The following is a 15,844-nucleotide window of genomic DNA, read 5'->3' as shown; positions in this document are numbered from 1 at the left end:
GTTAACCCCCATCATAATCCGATCCCTCCAAATAGAAAAACTGCATAGAAATAAATTCTACGCAGTCTTTAGAAAAACCTCTCAATATTGTATGTGTTTGTCAACAGCCCCGTTATGGAACAGGTGGCTTTTCATTTCAACTACTGCGCATCCATCGCACAGCGAAAGCCGATGTTGCCCGTCGAGCTGTCTGGCGTATTTTTACTGCGCGCTGCGATGCGATAGCGGTTGCAGCCGTCACTTTGGTTGTTTTTGTCCGGAAACTTCCCTTGCCAAATGTTACACATATGTCGTCCGCCTGGTTTAAGCTCATCCCCCCAGGGATAGCGCTTCTGGGCTAGTCCACCGCGAGCAGCGAATTCCCATTCGGCTTCCGTCGGTAGACGTTTGCCTGCCCATTTGCAATAAGCTATCGCATCTCGCCACGAAACATGGATGACTGGATGATCCCAGCGGTCTTCGACATGCGAATCAGGACCCTCCGGATGCAGCCAATCGGCTCCCTCAACGACCCACCACCACGGTGTTTGCTGTACGGTATTCTGTACACGCGCTGCCGTTGCTTCGGACACGAATAAATGAAAAACGAACGACCAACCAAAGGACTCAGCCTCCGTTATGTAGCTCATTGCCTCAACAAATTGCTTGAAATCAGCATGTCCTCTCACTTTCGTTCTATCAGATTGCATGCAATTAACTAAATATAGCAATTCCGACCAGCGCCGACAACACAATCGTTGCAAGTGGGTGCCATTTGTACTTGTGAACAAGGAGAAACACGCCAGCGGCAATCAAAATGGTGAACAACACCTGCCAGGTAAACATATCTTGCATACGGTCCGAAAATCCAAAATGGATAGCCGCGTAGATGATTAATCCCGTTACAATCGGTCTCAGCCCATATAAAGTCTTGTGTACCGCTCCGCTTTGATAGATTTTATAATAAAAAGAAGAAATGATAAGGACAATGACCAATGAAGGCAATACCATGCCAATCGTGGAAATAACAGCCCCAAGAATCCCATCTGCCCGATAACCAATCAGAGTTGCTATATTTGTCGCAATGGGTCCAGGAGCCATCCCCGCCATAGCCACACTCTGTTCAAAATGCTCTGTCGTCATCCATTCATGCTGCTGAGCTTCATGTTGAATGATGGGAATCATCGCGTATCCCCCGCCGAATGACATGAATCCTATTTTCAAAAATGTAATAAAGAGCTCCCACAACATCTACATCCCCACCTTTCTTAGATACCATCCGCGATATAGTAATCGTAGTAGGTGTAGCCATTGTAGGACGTGTGTACAGGTTCTTTTCCATTTTCCAAGCTGATTTTGAAACCAAATGTTTCTTTCACTTTGATAAAAACAAAACCGATAAACAAACCGATTAGAATCATAAATAGTGGATTAATAGGCAGGAGCAACAGGATTGCCACAGTGCCTACGGCAGTTACTAATGTTGTTTTATCAAAAATAGCCGAACGAGCCATATTATAAGCCGCCAACACGATGAGACCAATAATGGCACCATGAATGCCTTTGAATGCGGCCACGACTTTCGGGTCGGACTGCATGAATATCAATAAGATGCTTAACGTTAACGCAATCATGAAGGTTGGTAAAGCAATGCCAATGACAGCTGCTGCTGCACCAGGAATGCCTGCCATGCGATAGCCGATAAAGGCAGATGTATTTACGCCGATGCCGCCGGGGGCTGAGCCCGCTATTGCTACGATATTGGATACTTCTTCTTCAGCGATCCATGCTCGCTTTTCTACCACTTCCCTCTCAATGACGGGAATCATCGCATATCCCCCGCCAAACGTGGAAGGTCCGATTTTGAGAAACGTCCAGAAAATATCCAAACATAGATGTAGTTGATTTGTACGCATATGGATTCCTCCTCTTACCCATTTGTATGGTTTCTCAATTATACTCCACTTAACTTCAAATTGGAATAAACATTTTTAAAATTAGTGCTTTAGCGGAAATTGACCTGCGGTAATCGTGCCAAATTAATTCCTTTAATCCGATGGATTCACTCAGTTTAATTCGATTTGATTTTAAGTATCGACGACTGGATCGCATTGCTAGAAGCTCCGTAATCACGGAGGAAATAATAGGAAAAAAAGATCACACGTAACCGTGTGATCTTCTCCGTTTTTAAACTTCATTTCCTTTTTAAAGCATAAAATTTATACTAGAACTAAGGCATGTAAGGTGTACCACTTAAACCATTCGGCGTAATGTAGAACGTTTGTGTACTCCCTCCTGCAAGAAATTTTACCCCCTGCTTGTCGTAAACCATGAGTCTACTGTTCGGCTCTTGATGAAATATTACAATCTTATCCCCGTACTCGAATTGCTTACCATTAAGAATGTCTACAAAAGCGGAAGGGTTTCCAGTGCCTACGGCAGAGGCAGTATACTTCTCTTCACCAGTTACCCCATCAAAAACTGTTAATCTGATGTAGTTCGTACTAAAAACGTAGTGGATTTCCCTGTTGCGATCTGAGGTCTCTACCTTCAATGTCTTCGTATTATGGTTGAACGTAACACCTGCTATGTTCCAGTTACTTAAACCTTGATAAACAATTGAGTCTGAACCTTTAATAACAGCAGGTACTTTGACTAGGTTGGTGTTTCTTCCCGCATCAATAACTTGAATAGCCACACTACCCGTCGGATTTGGGAACATATTATTCAGGTTAGCGGTTAAGATAGTGACAGGCATTGATGCTGAAACCCACTGATCAAAATTATTAATATCGGTTAGTGCTTGACCCATATAAATGGTTTGTGTCCCTTTTGGAGATACAACTGGAACTACATACTCAGGTAAAGTGTTCTCAACAATTGGAGCGGAATCTCTATTTTCCCAAATTTCTTTTTCTAAAACAGGGAAAGCCAAAGCTTCAAGCTTGGTTTTTATGTCATAAGTTGGACGAAGTCCCCATTTTTCGAAGAAAGGTATCAAGTTACGGTTCGATACGACGGAAGCCATATACATGAACATTTGATCTTTTCCTACAAGACCAAAATCATCTGAACGTGTACGCCACATTTGGTGTAGCTTAGGATAAAATTGATCTCCAAAAGCTAAATCTAATTGCCAAAACATGGCCAGCTTTAACCAAACATCTCCGTTTGCATTGAAGTCTTTTGCTTCATTCGCTTGATTGAGATACGCAAATACTCTAGGATACACACCATCTATCTCTAAGCGAGAAACATTTCCGAAAGCTCTTTGCACCGAAAGAGAATAAATATTGACGGTTACTTCTCCTAAACCGCTCCAACCCCAAGATTGTTGATGCTGGTGACCAACTTCGTGCCAAGGACCCCAACCGTCTGTTACGAAAGAGTTATAGTCTAGGAGTGCAGACAAAGAAGCTGTGACGTATCCTGTACCGTTACCCCCAGCCCACATCCATCCCCCACCTGTCCTGTCTTCGGCAAAGTGATACATATGCGGGTTCCATCTAGCGTACTCTGACCCGTCTACACTGAGACCTGAAACCGCATCTTCTATATCAACCATCTGATCGATCTTTTGGATTAGTAAGGTTGGATCTGTATCTTCTGTGTAGTGATTCATACGCTCATAGGAGGTCGTAACGAAACCGCGTCTACCTTTAAGTTCGGCTGCATTGTAAGTAGTTGGGTAAGAAGTCAATAGATTATTCCAGTCTTGCTTATTGTGACGTCCAAGCTCAAAAAACGGAATTGGGGTACCTCCTGATACTACTGTGACAGTGGACTCTCCTCCGACATTTTCGTTACCAAAGTACAATAGCCCACCTTCTGGACGAGAGACATCAGCAGTTTCGCTTGGATTTAACGATTTTACCATCGTAGAGCCGCCGTCATAGTTCGTTGTACCAATGTACACTTTGACGACTTGAGTCCCTTCATTCCTCACTGTTGCAGATTCGTTAGGACTTAAGTAAAGCCCTGTAGGTTGATCCAACGGTGTAAAATTGTAGGAAGTTTGAGCTTTGATTCGATCATAAACTACTGTGTTCTTACCAGGTAAAGTGAACATTCTTCTGACGATTGTCAAATTCTCGATTGAAGCCGATTTGGATGGATCAGAAACAGAACTAGCAGTTAGGGAAATATGTCCTGCGGTTTCGCCAAAACCAAGATGCAAAACGCCGTTTTCTACCCTCGTAGCGGCATCCGTATTGCCCGTTATTTGCCAAGTCACATTTTGTGAAACATTTCCTGAACCTAATACTGAAACCGTTAGTGGTAGGTCAAAACCTGCATCAATAACTGTCTTATTTGCAGCTAATGTTACGGCTGATACTGTTGGATTGACTTGGACGTATACGGAACCCGTTACACTAGAATCAGCAGTTGATGTCGCTATTACTTTAATTGAAGGAGCCATTTCGTTGTGTGCCACTGTCAGCGTACCTGTAGAGCTGATTGTTGTTTGGCTGTCTGTATTTCCATAGATAGACCAAGTCACCGTGTTTTCAAAAACACCCGTGCCTTGAACGATTGCAGAGAAATTTACGCTATAGCCAACTTTTACTCCCGTGTTGTGCGAAGGGGTGGAACTTAATAGAATACCACCTATGCTTGGAAGAACTGATAATGTCAATTGAGATGAAAAACTAGGATCGGCAGTTGAAGTAGCTGTTATATTTAGAGTTTTGGCTGTTTCTGTTAAAGACACATAAAGTCTACCCGTAGAGTCAATTGATGTTCGAGGATCCGTGTTGCCCATAACCGACCAAATAACTTCACTCGAATACATACCAACCCCATCTACTATAGCCGACAAGCTTAGCGTCTCGCCAACCCCTATTTGAGACTTACCTTTCGGGATTGAGTCTACCTTAACTCCTGTTACTTTTGGACTAATAGGAGTAAAACTTGAAAAAGGTGGAGAAGAAGACTCGATTGGGGGTGTTGGGCTTGGTGTCGAACTTGGCTTGGAAGATGAATCTGGTATGGGTTTAGGATCTTCTTTAGCGAAGGTATCAAGGTCTTGGACAGGCTTACCAGAACTCAAATCACCTACTTTTTCTTGGTAGGTTAAGACTCGATCAACAACAGAAAAAACCTCAGATCGAGTTACCCTATTTCTCGCTCCGAAAGTCCCGTCCTCATATCCGTTGAATAAGCCCATATTCGTCAGGGCTGTCACCGCATCTTTTGCCCACTCAGAAATGCTACTGGCATCCTTGAATGGTGCGGAATTCGACTTGTCCAAAGGAACATGATACAGACGTACTAGAGCTACACAAATTTCTTCCCGAGTTATCACATCCTCTGGACGGAAATTTACTCCATCTCCAACCATGTAACCGTCTGATATAGCTCTGACAACGGATTCGTAGTACCACTTGTCAGGTATTACATCCTTGTAGATACCTTCTGGAAGCGGTTTCATAGATTTTAAATTGCTCGCTTTATTAACCACTGTTACGAACTCGGCTCTGTTCATCGTGGCGTTTGGTCTCATACTTTGACCGTCACCCTCAATAATACCCGCTGCAAGTAGTTTTTCGATTGACTTCTTAGCCCAACTGTCTTGATAATCATCTGCGGCAGCTAGAGCTGCTGTGGGTGCTAAGGATAAAAGCATGGCTACAGCGAGAGTAGTAGAACCGACTTTTTTACTTTTTATATTTTTCAATCTTTTCAATAATTTAACCATCCTGGTCAGTTCCTCCTGCTGTGAATTTCTTGTTTGGTATAGCCCTATCCTATCCATCCGATTCGATATATTCCTGAACTCATTTCCTTTTGTTACGCTATATTGATATGAAAAAGCTCCTCTAGTTCCATCTCTAGCACATCGCTTAAGCGCTTAGCTGTTGAGGGGCCAACCGATTTAATCGACCGCTCGAGTAAGCTTATGTACGCATGGCTTAAGCCTGAGTGTCGCGCCAGCTCTCGTTGCGAGTAGCCTTTCATAACTCTCGCTTTAATGAATGCATCCGTTTTAGCCAAAATTCGTATATGCATCGTCGTATCTTAGACCCCCATCCTCACTTCGTCCTATTAGCAGTATACCTCGCACTCATTCACTAATGCAACAACAAATGTTTACTTTAGTAATCAGACTTATGAGCACCGTGTACCACTAAAACCCTATGAACTCCGGGATTGTAATTACATTAGTAAACTGTTAGTATTAAATCGTTTACTAATGTTTACTTTAATGAGTGAGGATGAGCAGTTATGTACTTCTACGATAAATTAAGAGATATGCGTAAAATGAAAGGCTTCACGATCCGCGAGCTCGCTGATCGCTCAGGTGTATCCGCGGCTTATATCTCACAGCTCGAGAATGGCAACCGTGGAATTCCTTCACCTGATGTCTTGATGAAATTGTCCGAAGGGCTGAATACGTCATACTCAGAGCTCATGAATATCGCTGGTTATCTAGAAACCTCACAAGCGAACCAACATTTTCAAAGCGATCCTGTTAATCTTCGGCGATTCCTTCGTGAAAATGAGTTAATGTTCGATGGCTTTGTCTTAACAGACGAAGATAAGGAATGGGTCGAGCGCATGCTCACCGTCCTATTCTGGAAGGATCGCCAATCGAACAAAGACAGTTAATTACATTGTTAATTGTTGCCCGGGCGCCATGACTAACCCTTTAATACCTTCCTCAGCTAAGCTTTCTACAAAAGCCTCAGGATCCTGTTTAAGGATAGGGAAAGAGTTATAGTGCATCGGGACAACCGTTTTGGCCTTCAAATATTCCGCAGCAATCACGGCATCATCCGGTCCCATCGTGTAGTTATCACCGATCGGCAGAAATGCCAGATCAATCTCATTTAATTTGCCAATCAGCTTCATATCCTTAAATAACCCCGTATCACCTGCGTGATAAATCGTTTTCCCTTCTACCATAAGCAAGAATCCACTCGCCATGCCTGTATAAATATTTTCATTCGTTCCTGGCGGATTATACGAGGAATCGTGTAAGGCTTGTGTTAATTTCACGCGGCCAAAAGGAAACTCAAAAGCCCCGCCGATTCCCATTCCATGCGTTTTAGCCCCTTGGAAGCCTAAATATCTGGCCAAATCATTGGGAGCAATAACAGTCGCACTGTTGCGCTCTGCTATGGATAACGTGTCCCCAACATGATCCCCATGGCCATGGGTAACGAGGATATAATCCGTCTTGATGTCTTCCGCTTTGACAGTTGCTTGCGGATTCCCTGTTAAGAAAGGATCAATAATCAAGGTGTGTTCCTTTAATCGAATTTCGACGCAGCTTTGCCCATGGAAAATTATGTTCATTAGTTTCAGCTCCTTCACCGTTTATGTGCTCATTCTATCATAGTTATCACTCGGAATTATAATTTTTCCAAACACAGGAAATCCCCCTTCAGAAAGCTCTGAAAGAGGACATTTTTGCAGCTAATTAGCCAATATGCCATTCATTTCTAGTCGCTGTTAGGCCACTTTCAAATCCGCATCTAATCGCTCAAACGTGCGCTTCAGATCATCCTTCGGAATTATCGCGTAGGCATCGCCTATGCTCACCTCAAACGAACAGATTCCATCGTTCGACTCTCGCAAATAATGGATCAACCCTACGCCCGTCTCGGCGTATAACGCTGATAGAATCGGCTCCAACTTTTCTTTCGACATCGCGATATGAACGTGGAACATATTCGTCACGGGTACCCGCGGCAAGGTAGTCACGAGATGACAGCTATTGTACAGTGCAGCAAGCTCCAGCGCTTGCTCATAATATTGCCTCATCTTAGGCTCGCGCTGCTTGAAATAGTAGCTCGCACTGAGGTAATACGGATAGAGGCTGATCAAATCGCCGCCATGCCGCCTTTTCCAAACCTTTGATTTCGCCGTAAACGTCTCGTCACCAGCCAGAATAGCACCTGCTAGCCCGCCGATCCCTTTGTAAAAAGAGATGTACACACTATCGAAAAGCGCACACAGCTCCGCCGCGGACTTCTGATAATACGGCAGCACTTCATACAATCTGGCGCCATCCAAATGCAGCTTGATTCCTTTGGCACGACAATGCGCCGAAATCTTCACTAGCTCCTCATACGGAGGCAGCACACCACCGATTTCTCGCTGTGGCAATTCAATCAAGAGACATGCAATCTCTTCTTCCAGCGTAAGAATTTCATCCAAGTGAATCAATCGATCCTTCTCGCCCAGTAAAACCGATTCAATCTGGTGCAGCTCCTTCAGGCCATCCTCTTCATGGATTTCCAAATGGCTTAACGGATGATACGCGACCTTACGGATCCCCTTCTCATCACACCAAATACGAAGAGCAATTTGCTGCGCCATCGTCCCGCTCGGGAAAAATACTGCCTTCTCCTTCCCTAGATAAGCGGCCATTTCTGATTGAAAGCCTTCCATGCCTTCACCTGTTCCATAAATATCACTTTCAAGTTGGCCATCCAACTCATCCAATGCTTCTTTTAGAATTTGAATATTCCTGCGACCGTGCCCTCCAACCGGATAGGAGGTTTGGCGAAAAGCTACTGCTAATGGAGATAATGTGCTCATGTAAATCGTGCTCCTTTGTTTTTGCCATATGCTTAGAGATCTTTACTGTCGTTTGAATTATAATAAGGTTATGTATTCACAAGAAATCCCTTATGTAAAGGAGCATTCCCATGAATGAAATCCATATTGGTTCTAAGGATCAGTTTACTGCAAACCCGTCCGAAGTCAAAGTGAATGGCAAACGCTTCTTCCTTACGGAAGTAGATGGCGTCTACACGCTGCTCTCCAGTCGTTGCCCCCACGCCGGCTATGCGGTTGAACTTGAAAATGGCGAGTTAGAGTGTCCGCTGCATGGCTGGACCTTCGAATTACACACGGGTCGGTGCCATAATGTCCCTAACGCGAGGCTTCAACCCTTTGAAGTTATCGAAAGAGAAGGACTTCTATTCGCTCTGATGGACCTATCCTAACTGTATATTTTACCAATAGACAAGCTATACTATGGGCTGTTATCTATCTCTCTTAAACAGCTTAGGAGGCGGCATGTCCACAAAAGCAACCCCAACAAAGAACAGTACGATGACTTGGTGGCAGCTATCGCTGCTCGGCGTCGCCTGTACGTTAGGAACAGGCTACTTTCTTGGAGCAGGTATCGGCCTGACCATGGGTGGCGCTTCGATGCTCTTTTTGTTCATTTTCGCTGCATTAGGCACTTATTACGTTCTTGATGTTTTACTTCAAATGACGAGTGAGAATCCTCAACAGGGTTCATTTCGTACTTATGCCAAAATAGCCTATGGCCGCTGGGCCGGCTTCAGCTGCGGTTGGATTTACTGGGGCTCGCAATTGATGATCATGGGGAGTCAGTTAGCCGCTCTCTCCTTGTTTACGCGATTCTGGTTTCCCACGATTCCGATGTGGCTGTTCGCTTTGATCTATGCCTGTCTTGGCGTAGGTGTCATCTTGCTCGGGGCGAAAGCCTTTGAGCGTTCGGAGCATATTTTTGCACTCATCAAGGTATCTGCTCTCTTGATGTTTCTCCTCCTTGCTGGTGCCGCGGTACTAGGCTGGATCTCAGGCGGCCTTCATCCGCTTTCATTTCCGCTCTCTACCAACACCTTTTTGCCATCGGGGCTCAAAGGCTCTTGGTCATCCTTCATCTATGCCTTCTACGCCTTCGGCGGTACGGAAATGATGGGGCTTTTCGCCATGCGCCTTAAAAAATCGAACGAAGCTCACAAATCAGGCTCCATCATGATCCTCCTTTTAACGATCCTCTATATGGTCTCGCTTTTCCTAGTCCTAACCCTGCTACCCTTACACGCCCTTCATGATAAAAAGAGTCCCTTCCAGGTTTGCTTGGAAAGCTACCCGCTTCCCTATGTTCCACATGTGTTCAATGGCATCCTCATAATTGCCGCCTTCTCCACCATGGTTGCTTCCTTATTCGCGGTTACCGCTATGCTCGTCGCACTCGCGAAGGATCATGACGCTCCACAGATTTTCACCCGTACTACAAGCGGAAAGAGGCAGATACCTTATCCTGCTCTGGCTTTAACAACCGGAGGCATGGCTGCTGCTATTGTACTCTCTCTGCTTTTACCCGAGGGGCTGTATACGGTTATATCCACCGCAGCGGGTCTTACCTTGCTTTTCATCTGGTTACTGATCTTACTTTCTTCAGGACGTTTGCTTGCCCACACACCTCCGCGAATGTTCAAACGTTGGGCAGGTATGCTACTCATTCTTTGTGCCATTTCCGGAGCCGCTTTTCACCCTACTACGCGTCCAGGTTTCTTTGTTAGCTTGCTTTTCATCGTGCTGGTTGCACTTATAACCTATCTCATTCACTTCACATGGCCTAATAACGCGAAAAAAAGGTATTGACATTAACGCTACGTAAAGCCTTACAGTTAAGATGTCAGGAGGTGAGCAGATGGAATACACGGTACAGCATTTGGGGAAGTTAGCTGGCATCAGCACTCGTACTTTGCGCTATTATGATGAGATTGAGCTTCTTATGCCGGCAAGAATCAACTCATCCGGATATCGCATTTATGGGCAAGCGGAGGTAGATAAACTGCAGCAGATTTTATTTTATCGGGAGCTTGGAATCTCTCTGGAGCAAATCAAAGACATCATGTCGTCGCCTACCTTTGACGGAACCAGTGCGCTGAGGGACCATCGAGAACAGCTTCTCGACAAGCGAAAACAATTAGATATGCTCATTGCAAATGTAGAACAAACCATTGCTTCTAAAGAAGGGAGACTTACCATGTCCAATAAACAGAAATTTGAAGGCTTTAAACAAAAGCTAATAGATGATAACGAGAAGCAATACGGGAAAGAAATTCGTCAGAAATACGGCGATGATCAAGTGAATAAAAGCAATCAGAAGGTAGCCAATATGACGGAAGAACAGCATGAGGAAGTTACACGTTTGGCTGAAGAAGTAACCGTTACGTTAGCGGAGGCTTTTAAGCATGGTGATCCTGCCAGTGAATTGGCGCAAAAAGCAGCTGACTTACACAGACAATGGCTTTGCTTCTATTGGAGCGAATATAGCAAAGAAGCCCATGCAGGACTTGCCCAAATGTACGTCGATGATGAGCGGTTCAGAGCTTACTATGATGTGAAGCAACCCGGTTCTGCTGAATTTCTGAGAGATGCGATTCTCATTTATACAGGGGGACACTAGCACTTTTTCTATGATTCCTATAAACATCCAATTCTTTTACAAGAAGCTGAATATAGTATAATTACCAGCCGCCAGCCACAACCCCTTCTTGTCACCCTTTTCATACGCAAAAGAAGCCCAAGACTCCCTCAAAGAGTCTTAGGCTTCTTCGCTTTTATAGGTAAGATTAAACTGATTTGGCTAGTGCTTCGCTGCTTGGTCTAACCAGTGCTTTGCTTTGCCATACGCGGCTTCGCCAACGCAGATACATCAGCACGCCTCTCGTCCATTCATCGACTGTAAAAGCAATCCATACACCTAATAGGCCCATTTCTAGATGAATCCCTAGCCAATAGGATAATGGCACTGCAATCCCCCACATGGAGACAACCCCCATCATGACCGGGAATCTAGCATCACCTGCAGCACGCAAGGAATTAATGACAACTAAGTTAAAGGTTCGCCCCGGCTCCAGAATGATAGAAAGAAGTAGAATCGTCGATCCCATAGCTATGATATCGGGATTATCTGTGAAGAGACCAAGCAGTTCTTTACGGAAAATCGACGTGATCCCAACGATGACGAAGGTCATAACAAAAGTAATCTTCAGACTTCGGATCAATTTATGATAAGCCGCTTGAAAGGCTCCGGCACCTACCATGTGCCCAATAATAATTTCCGTCCCCATGCCAATCGCCATGCCCAGCGCCATGAAATAATTAGTCACGTTCATGACGTAAACATGCGCACTTAATGCCGTAGCCCCGATAATATTAATAAAGCTGAAGATCATCAAGTATTGCGACTGCCAAGAAACGTGCTCACCCGCGGAAGGTAATCCAATGCTAAGTATTTGTTTAACAATGCGAGCATTAAAGCTCACATAGTGCTTGAGCAGGATAGGAACCTGTAAGCGGCGATACAAGATGATTACAAGAACAATAAGTCCAAGGAGACGACTAACAATTGTTGATACTGCTGCGCCAGTTACCCCCCACTCAGGGAATCCTAGGTTACCGAAAATCAAAAGACTGTTACCCACGATGTGGATCACATTGACCCCCAACGTAACATACATAACGTCTCGTGTCTGACCATTGGAGCGCAGTACCGAAGAAATCGCATACGACAACGCTTCGATCCAGATAAATGCGGAGATTAAATTCAAGTACTTTTTAGCGATCGCGATTTGCGCTGGCTCCAAGTTCATCAAATGCATCAACGGCTCGCCAAAAACGACTAAAGCGATACTTACGATAATACCGAAAATCAAATTTATGGTGATCGCTAATGCGGAAATTCGACTGGCTTCCTTCACCTTGCCTGCTCCAAGATGTTGCGCAACGGCCACACTCGTTCCGATCCCCACAAAACCAAACATCAAAATACAGAATACGATAATTTCATTCGCCAAGCCCACGGCTCCGGTTACTTCATCCGAAATTCGGCTTAGCATGAATACATCCGCAGTTCCTAACATCATACGTAAAACAGAGTCTATAAAAATCGGCCAAGTGATTGCGAATAGACGAAGCTTTTGCCACGATGCTGTTGAATCTATGTCTTTCATTCGTAAACACCTCTAGTTATTGCAAATGCATTTAGCATAGAATACAAAGCGATTGCAGTCAAATGAAAATAATTAACTCTTCTCGCTTAGACACATTTATATATGCAAAAAACCTTGGAAATCGTTTTTCGATTCCCAAGGTCAATATTCAAGCTTACTACTTCACCTGCACCCAAGCACCTTTATTGTCAGCAGACGCCATCTCCGCCACTGCAATATCAATCGTTCCCATTGTACTTGCAGGCGTTGCTGTTGTGACCGACTGCCCTGCGAGAAGCGTCTCCACGAAGTATTTCAGCTCCAGGTAGTAGCCCATCTCTGGTGAGATCTCCGGACTGAACCCAGGACCATCATTCAAGTTCACTTTCAAGCCGCTAGCGTTGAAAATAAGGTTAGCCTTCTCAAAGTTCACTCGGAACAGCATTTCGAAGCCATAATCGCCTTCCAATGTCCAATCGGCTTGCGCATTGATGACTTTGCCATCACCGTACAAATAGTTCGTGGACACGACATCATAGCCGCTGCCAGGAACCACATTTCGTGCCAAACAGGAAACGGATTCTGGTTTTCCGAACAGCCAATTGACCATATCGATATCATGAACATGCATATCCAATAAGGCGCCACCGCTCTTCTCTTTATCGATCAGCCACGGTCCCCAAGTCGGTGTAGCACCGCCGCGGTAGAAATACCCGCTAGTCACTTTGCCATACGTCCCATTCTCCACAACATCTTTCAAATACACATATGCCGGCCAGAAGCGCAGACACTGTCCGATCATCAACTGCTTGCCATTCGCTTCAGCGGCCGCAATCATCTCTGCACACTCTTGTGAATTGGAAGCCATTGGCTTCTCACATAGCACATGCAAGCCCTTATTTAAACATTCAATCGTAATATCGCGGTGCAGATATGTCGGGAGCGCTAGATCCACGTAGTCCAGCTGTTCCTTCTCGATCATTTCCGTCACACTTGTATACTTCGCATAACTACTAAAATCAATAGCGGAATCACCCGTATCAATATTACCGGCAACCGCGTTGCCTTCTAGCTTCACCGGATCGATATCACATAACGCCACGACTTTAATCGCAATGCCTTCTGCTTCCAGTCGTACGTAATTCTCCAAATGCGTTCTTCCCATGAACCCTAATCCAACTAGTCCGATTCTTAACATCTTATTTCCTCCCCAGAATAGCATCCATAGCGCCAGACGTGTTATATACAATTTGCTCGCCGTGATGCGTATAGCCAGGAATCATTTCAGCGATTACATAATCTTCATACCCAATCGTTTGAAGGGCATTCATAACTGCTGGATAGTTCACATCACCTGCAAGGAGGTCAACGAAGCCATGCAAGCCGCCAGCTGCGCGGCGATAATCCTTGAAATGTACTTTTTTGATACGATGACTTAAAATAGAAATCCAATGCTCCGGGTACCCAGAGAATATGACATTCCCTACATCAAAATAAGCACCAACGTAAGGGGAATTAACTTTATCAATGAAATCCCGCATCTCAAGCGGCGATAGTAAAAATTTGTTCCATACATTCTCGATCCCAATCGAAACTTTCAAGGACTCTGCTACTTTAGATAGCTCCTGAATCGCTTCTAGGGAGTAGTCATAAGCTTGGTCATAGGGTACGACTTCAGAATCAGGGATGAAATCAACACCTACCGCACCTGGCACGACTAGAATCGTATCCACACCAAGTACCGCGGCATGCTCTAGCTGCTTCTTAACGATATCTTTGGCCTTCTGACGTATTTGAGGCTGACTGCTTGTCAAAGAATAAGACCAGAATAAGCCTGTCGCTAAACTGCTGATTTCAATACCTATTTCGTCGGCATGCTGACGGTAGGCACGAACTTCACTTTCTGTACTTTCAAGACTAAGCTCGCCCGTTTCATTCAGAGCTAACTCGATGCCGTCAAAGCCGGCTTTTTTCGCTGTCGTAATGCAATCCTTCACGCTCATTGAGCCTGGAAATGACCAAATGTTGATCCCTTTTTTCATTGTTATCTCCTCCGCTTCTTTCCTTTATTATAAAAGAGGATCGTCCAATAGGATTTATCTTTTAAGCCGAATTATTTGCACTTTAGCTATACTGAATGTGGTGGTAAAATAAGCTGTAATCGGGAAGAATATCCCCCTAGAGAGGACGGACACCATGGAATTCCCAAGGATCTATTTACAGGAATCGCTTTCGATCGAAGCGCTTATTTCCTTTCACTATTTTGAATATGCCAAAGGCTTTGTTTTCGACGGCGAGCAGCATGACTTCTGGGAAATTCTCTATGTGGACAAGGGTGAGGTGGAGGTTCGCGCCGACGATGTCATCCATACCCTCGGGCAAGGGAATATGATATTTCACAAACCTGAGGAGTTCCATACCGTGCATGTCAGACATGCGCATAAGCCGCCGAATCTTATCGTCATCGCCTTTGCATGCCAATCTGAGGCCATGTCCCAGCTAGCTAACAAAGTCGTATCGTTGGGCGATCGCGAACGTAATATCCTTTCGAACATTACGCAAGAGGGCTTTCATGCCTTTCTTCCTCCGTTCGACTCGCCATCCGTTCATTTGCTAGAAAGACATGGTGGAGCGCCTTTCGCCAGTGAACAGCTCATTAAAGCTTATTTAGAAATACTTCTTATCACTCTCATCCGTAAACAAGAAGCTGGGGTAAGCGTTCAGGAAACTCAGAAATTGAAGCAATCCTCTTTGCAAAAAGAAAAAGCTGAGCATGGCTTGGTTGGACAGATTATCGATTATTTGAGAGATCATCTTGCTGATTCCTTTACCCTAGACGACCTCTGCCAAACCTTTCATCTTGGTAAAAGCCGCATGAAGGAGCTGTTCCAATCCCAGAAGGGGATGGGCGTCATGGAAGCCTTCAAATCGCTCAAAATCGAGCAAGCCAAAACGTATATGCGAGAAGGTACGCACAATATCACAGAGATAGCGAACTTGTTAGGCTATACCAGTATTCATTATTTTTCTAGAGATTTTAAGAAAACACTTGGCATGTCACCCTCAGATTATGCGAAATCTGTGAAAGCTAGAGTCCAACAATAGACTACTCAATAGTTAAAAGGCAGCCCTCACGTAAATCATTTCTACGT

Annotated in this window: 15 protein-coding genes; 5 read left to right on the top strand and 10 right to left on the bottom strand. The window is 44.6% G+C overall.

Annotated elements, in window-relative coordinates; genetic code table 11:
• Positions 1-140 precede the first annotated feature (140 nt).
• From AC58PQ_RS07305 to AC58PQ_RS07285, 5 genes are all read right to left on the bottom strand, one after another.
• Positions 141-710, bottom strand: coding sequence for an SUMF1/EgtB/PvdO family nonheme iron enzyme (locus tag AC58PQ_RS07305; protein ID WP_497241283.1), 570 nt, complete (start codon positions 708-710; stop codon positions 141-143).
• Complete coding sequence (locus AC58PQ_RS07300) at positions 694-1,230, bottom strand: chromate transporter (protein ID WP_497241282.1); 537 nt, start codon at positions 1,228-1,230, stop codon at positions 694-696. Before AC58PQ_RS07300 ends, AC58PQ_RS07305 begins: the two co-directional genes overlap by 17 nt.
• A gap of 17 nt (positions 1,231-1,247) precedes the next feature.
• Positions 1,248-1,895: a chromate transporter gene (locus tag AC58PQ_RS07295; RefSeq protein WP_497241281.1), complete on the bottom strand. Its 648-nt coding sequence runs from the start codon at positions 1,893-1,895 to the stop codon at positions 1,248-1,250.
• 314 nt (positions 1,896-2,209) lie between these two features.
• Positions 2,210-5,677, bottom strand: coding sequence for a M60 family metallopeptidase (locus AC58PQ_RS07290; protein ID WP_497241280.1), 3,468 nt, complete (start codon positions 5,675-5,677; stop codon positions 2,210-2,212).
• A gap of 92 nt (positions 5,678-5,769) precedes the next feature.
• Positions 5,770-5,988 carry a helix-turn-helix domain-containing protein gene (locus tag AC58PQ_RS07285; RefSeq protein ID WP_497241279.1) on the bottom strand — a complete coding sequence of 73 codons (219 nt, stop codon included), beginning with the start codon at positions 5,986-5,988 and terminating at the stop codon, positions 5,770-5,772.
• A gap of 216 nt (positions 5,989-6,204) precedes the next feature.
• Between AC58PQ_RS07285 and AC58PQ_RS07280 the strand changes: the two genes are divergently transcribed.
• Entirely contained in the window at positions 6,205-6,588 is a 384-nt protein-coding gene (locus AC58PQ_RS07280; protein ID WP_497241278.1) for a helix-turn-helix domain-containing protein, read from the top strand.
• Here AC58PQ_RS07280 and AC58PQ_RS07275 read toward each other — a convergent pair whose 3' ends face one another.
• Complete coding sequence (locus tag AC58PQ_RS07275; RefSeq protein ID WP_497241277.1) at positions 6,589-7,278, bottom strand: metal-dependent hydrolase; 690 nt, start codon at positions 7,276-7,278, stop codon at positions 6,589-6,591.
• Between the two features lie 156 nt (positions 7,279-7,434).
• Positions 7,435-8,526 (bottom strand): threonine aldolase family protein, encoded by a 1,092-nt coding sequence (locus AC58PQ_RS07270; protein ID WP_497241276.1) that lies wholly within the window; start codon positions 8,524-8,526, stop codon positions 7,435-7,437.
• 110 nt (positions 8,527-8,636) lie between these two features.
• Here AC58PQ_RS07270 and AC58PQ_RS07265 point away from each other — a divergent pair, with 110 nt between their 5' ends.
• From AC58PQ_RS07265 to AC58PQ_RS07255, 3 genes are all read left to right on the top strand, one after another.
• Positions 8,637-8,936, top strand: a complete 300-nt coding sequence (locus tag AC58PQ_RS07265) for a Rieske (2Fe-2S) protein (RefSeq protein WP_497241275.1) — start codon at positions 8,637-8,639, stop codon at positions 8,934-8,936.
• Positions 8,937-9,009: 73 nt separating this feature from the next.
• Positions 9,010-10,353, top strand: a complete 1,344-nt coding sequence (locus AC58PQ_RS07260; protein ID WP_497241274.1) for an amino acid permease — start codon at positions 9,010-9,012, stop codon at positions 10,351-10,353.
• Between the two features lie 49 nt (positions 10,354-10,402).
• Positions 10,403-11,164 carry a MerR family transcriptional regulator gene (locus AC58PQ_RS07255; protein ID WP_497241273.1) on the top strand — a complete coding sequence of 254 codons (762 nt, stop codon included), beginning with the start codon at positions 10,403-10,405 and terminating at the stop codon, positions 11,162-11,164.
• 166 nt (positions 11,165-11,330) lie between these two features.
• On the opposite strand, the gene AC58PQ_RS07250 is transcribed toward AC58PQ_RS07255, so the two are convergent.
• The 3 genes from AC58PQ_RS07250 to AC58PQ_RS07240 all read right to left on the bottom strand — a co-directional run bounded on the left by AC58PQ_RS07250 (position 11,331) and on the right by AC58PQ_RS07240 (position 14,734).
• The gene (locus tag AC58PQ_RS07250; RefSeq protein ID WP_497241272.1) at positions 11,331-12,713 is read right to left on the bottom strand and encodes an MATE family efflux transporter; all 1,383 of its coding nucleotides are present in this window, start codon (positions 12,711-12,713) and stop codon (positions 11,331-11,333) included.
• A 157-nt stretch (positions 12,714-12,870) separates the two neighbouring features.
• Positions 12,871-13,890, bottom strand: coding sequence for a Gfo/Idh/MocA family protein (locus tag AC58PQ_RS07245; RefSeq protein WP_497241271.1), 1,020 nt, complete (start codon positions 13,888-13,890; stop codon positions 12,871-12,873).
• 1 nt (position 13,891) lies between these two features.
• Complete coding sequence (locus AC58PQ_RS07240; RefSeq protein WP_497241270.1) at positions 13,892-14,734, bottom strand: sugar phosphate isomerase/epimerase family protein; 843 nt, start codon at positions 14,732-14,734, stop codon at positions 13,892-13,894.
• A gap of 154 nt (positions 14,735-14,888) precedes the next feature.
• Here AC58PQ_RS07240 and AC58PQ_RS07235 point away from each other — a divergent pair, with 154 nt between their 5' ends.
• Positions 14,889-15,797: an AraC family transcriptional regulator gene (locus AC58PQ_RS07235; RefSeq protein WP_497241269.1), complete on the top strand. Its 909-nt coding sequence runs from the start codon at positions 14,889-14,891 to the stop codon at positions 15,795-15,797.
• The last annotated feature ends 47 nt before the right edge of the window (positions 15,798-15,844 follow it).

This window comes from Paenibacillus sp. J22P143 (assembly GCF_059692035.1).
The sequence above is the reverse complement of the archived record's forward strand: the minus strand, read 5'-3'. Positions and strand labels throughout refer to the sequence as shown.

What these genes read in the sequence shown, in the direction of transcription:
- AC58PQ_RS07300 (WP_497241282.1), bottom strand. Translation starts at nt 1,230, where the DNA reads ATGTTGTGGGAGCTCTTTATTACATTTTTGAAAATAGGATTCATGTCA.
- AC58PQ_RS07295 (WP_497241281.1), bottom strand. Translation starts at nt 1,895, where the DNA reads ATGCGTACAAATCAACTACATCTATGTTTGGATATTTTCTGGACGTTT.
- AC58PQ_RS07290 (WP_497241280.1), bottom strand. Translation starts at nt 5,677, where the DNA reads ATGGTTAAATTATTGAAAAGATTGAAAAATATAAAAAGTAAAAAAGTC.
- AC58PQ_RS07285 (WP_497241279.1), bottom strand. Translation starts at nt 5,988, where the DNA reads ATGCATATACGAATTTTGGCTAAAACGGATGCATTCATTAAAGCGAGA.
- AC58PQ_RS07280 (WP_497241278.1), top strand. Translation starts at nt 6,205, where the DNA reads ATGTACTTCTACGATAAATTAAGAGATATGCGTAAAATGAAAGGCTTC.
- AC58PQ_RS07275 (WP_497241277.1), bottom strand. Translation starts at nt 7,278, where the DNA reads ATGAACATAATTTTCCATGGGCAAAGCTGCGTCGAAATTCGATTAAAG.
- AC58PQ_RS07270 (WP_497241276.1), bottom strand. Translation starts at nt 8,526, where the DNA reads ATGAGCACATTATCTCCATTAGCAGTAGCTTTTCGCCAAACCTCCTAT.
- AC58PQ_RS07265 (WP_497241275.1), top strand. Translation starts at nt 8,637, where the DNA reads ATGAATGAAATCCATATTGGTTCTAAGGATCAGTTTACTGCAAACCCG.
- AC58PQ_RS07260 (WP_497241274.1), top strand. Translation starts at nt 9,010, where the DNA reads ATGTCCACAAAAGCAACCCCAACAAAGAACAGTACGATGACTTGGTGG.
- AC58PQ_RS07255 (WP_497241273.1), top strand. Translation starts at nt 10,403, where the DNA reads ATGGAATACACGGTACAGCATTTGGGGAAGTTAGCTGGCATCAGCACT.
- AC58PQ_RS07250 (WP_497241272.1), bottom strand. Translation starts at nt 12,713, where the DNA reads ATGAAAGACATAGATTCAACAGCATCGTGGCAAAAGCTTCGTCTATTC.
- AC58PQ_RS07245 (WP_497241271.1), bottom strand. Translation starts at nt 13,890, where the DNA reads ATGTTAAGAATCGGACTAGTTGGATTAGGGTTCATGGGAAGAACGCAT.
- AC58PQ_RS07240 (WP_497241270.1), bottom strand. Translation starts at nt 14,734, where the DNA reads ATGAAAAAAGGGATCAACATTTGGTCATTTCCAGGCTCAATGAGCGTG.
- AC58PQ_RS07235 (WP_497241269.1), top strand. Translation starts at nt 14,889, where the DNA reads ATGGAATTCCCAAGGATCTATTTACAGGAATCGCTTTCGATCGAAGCG.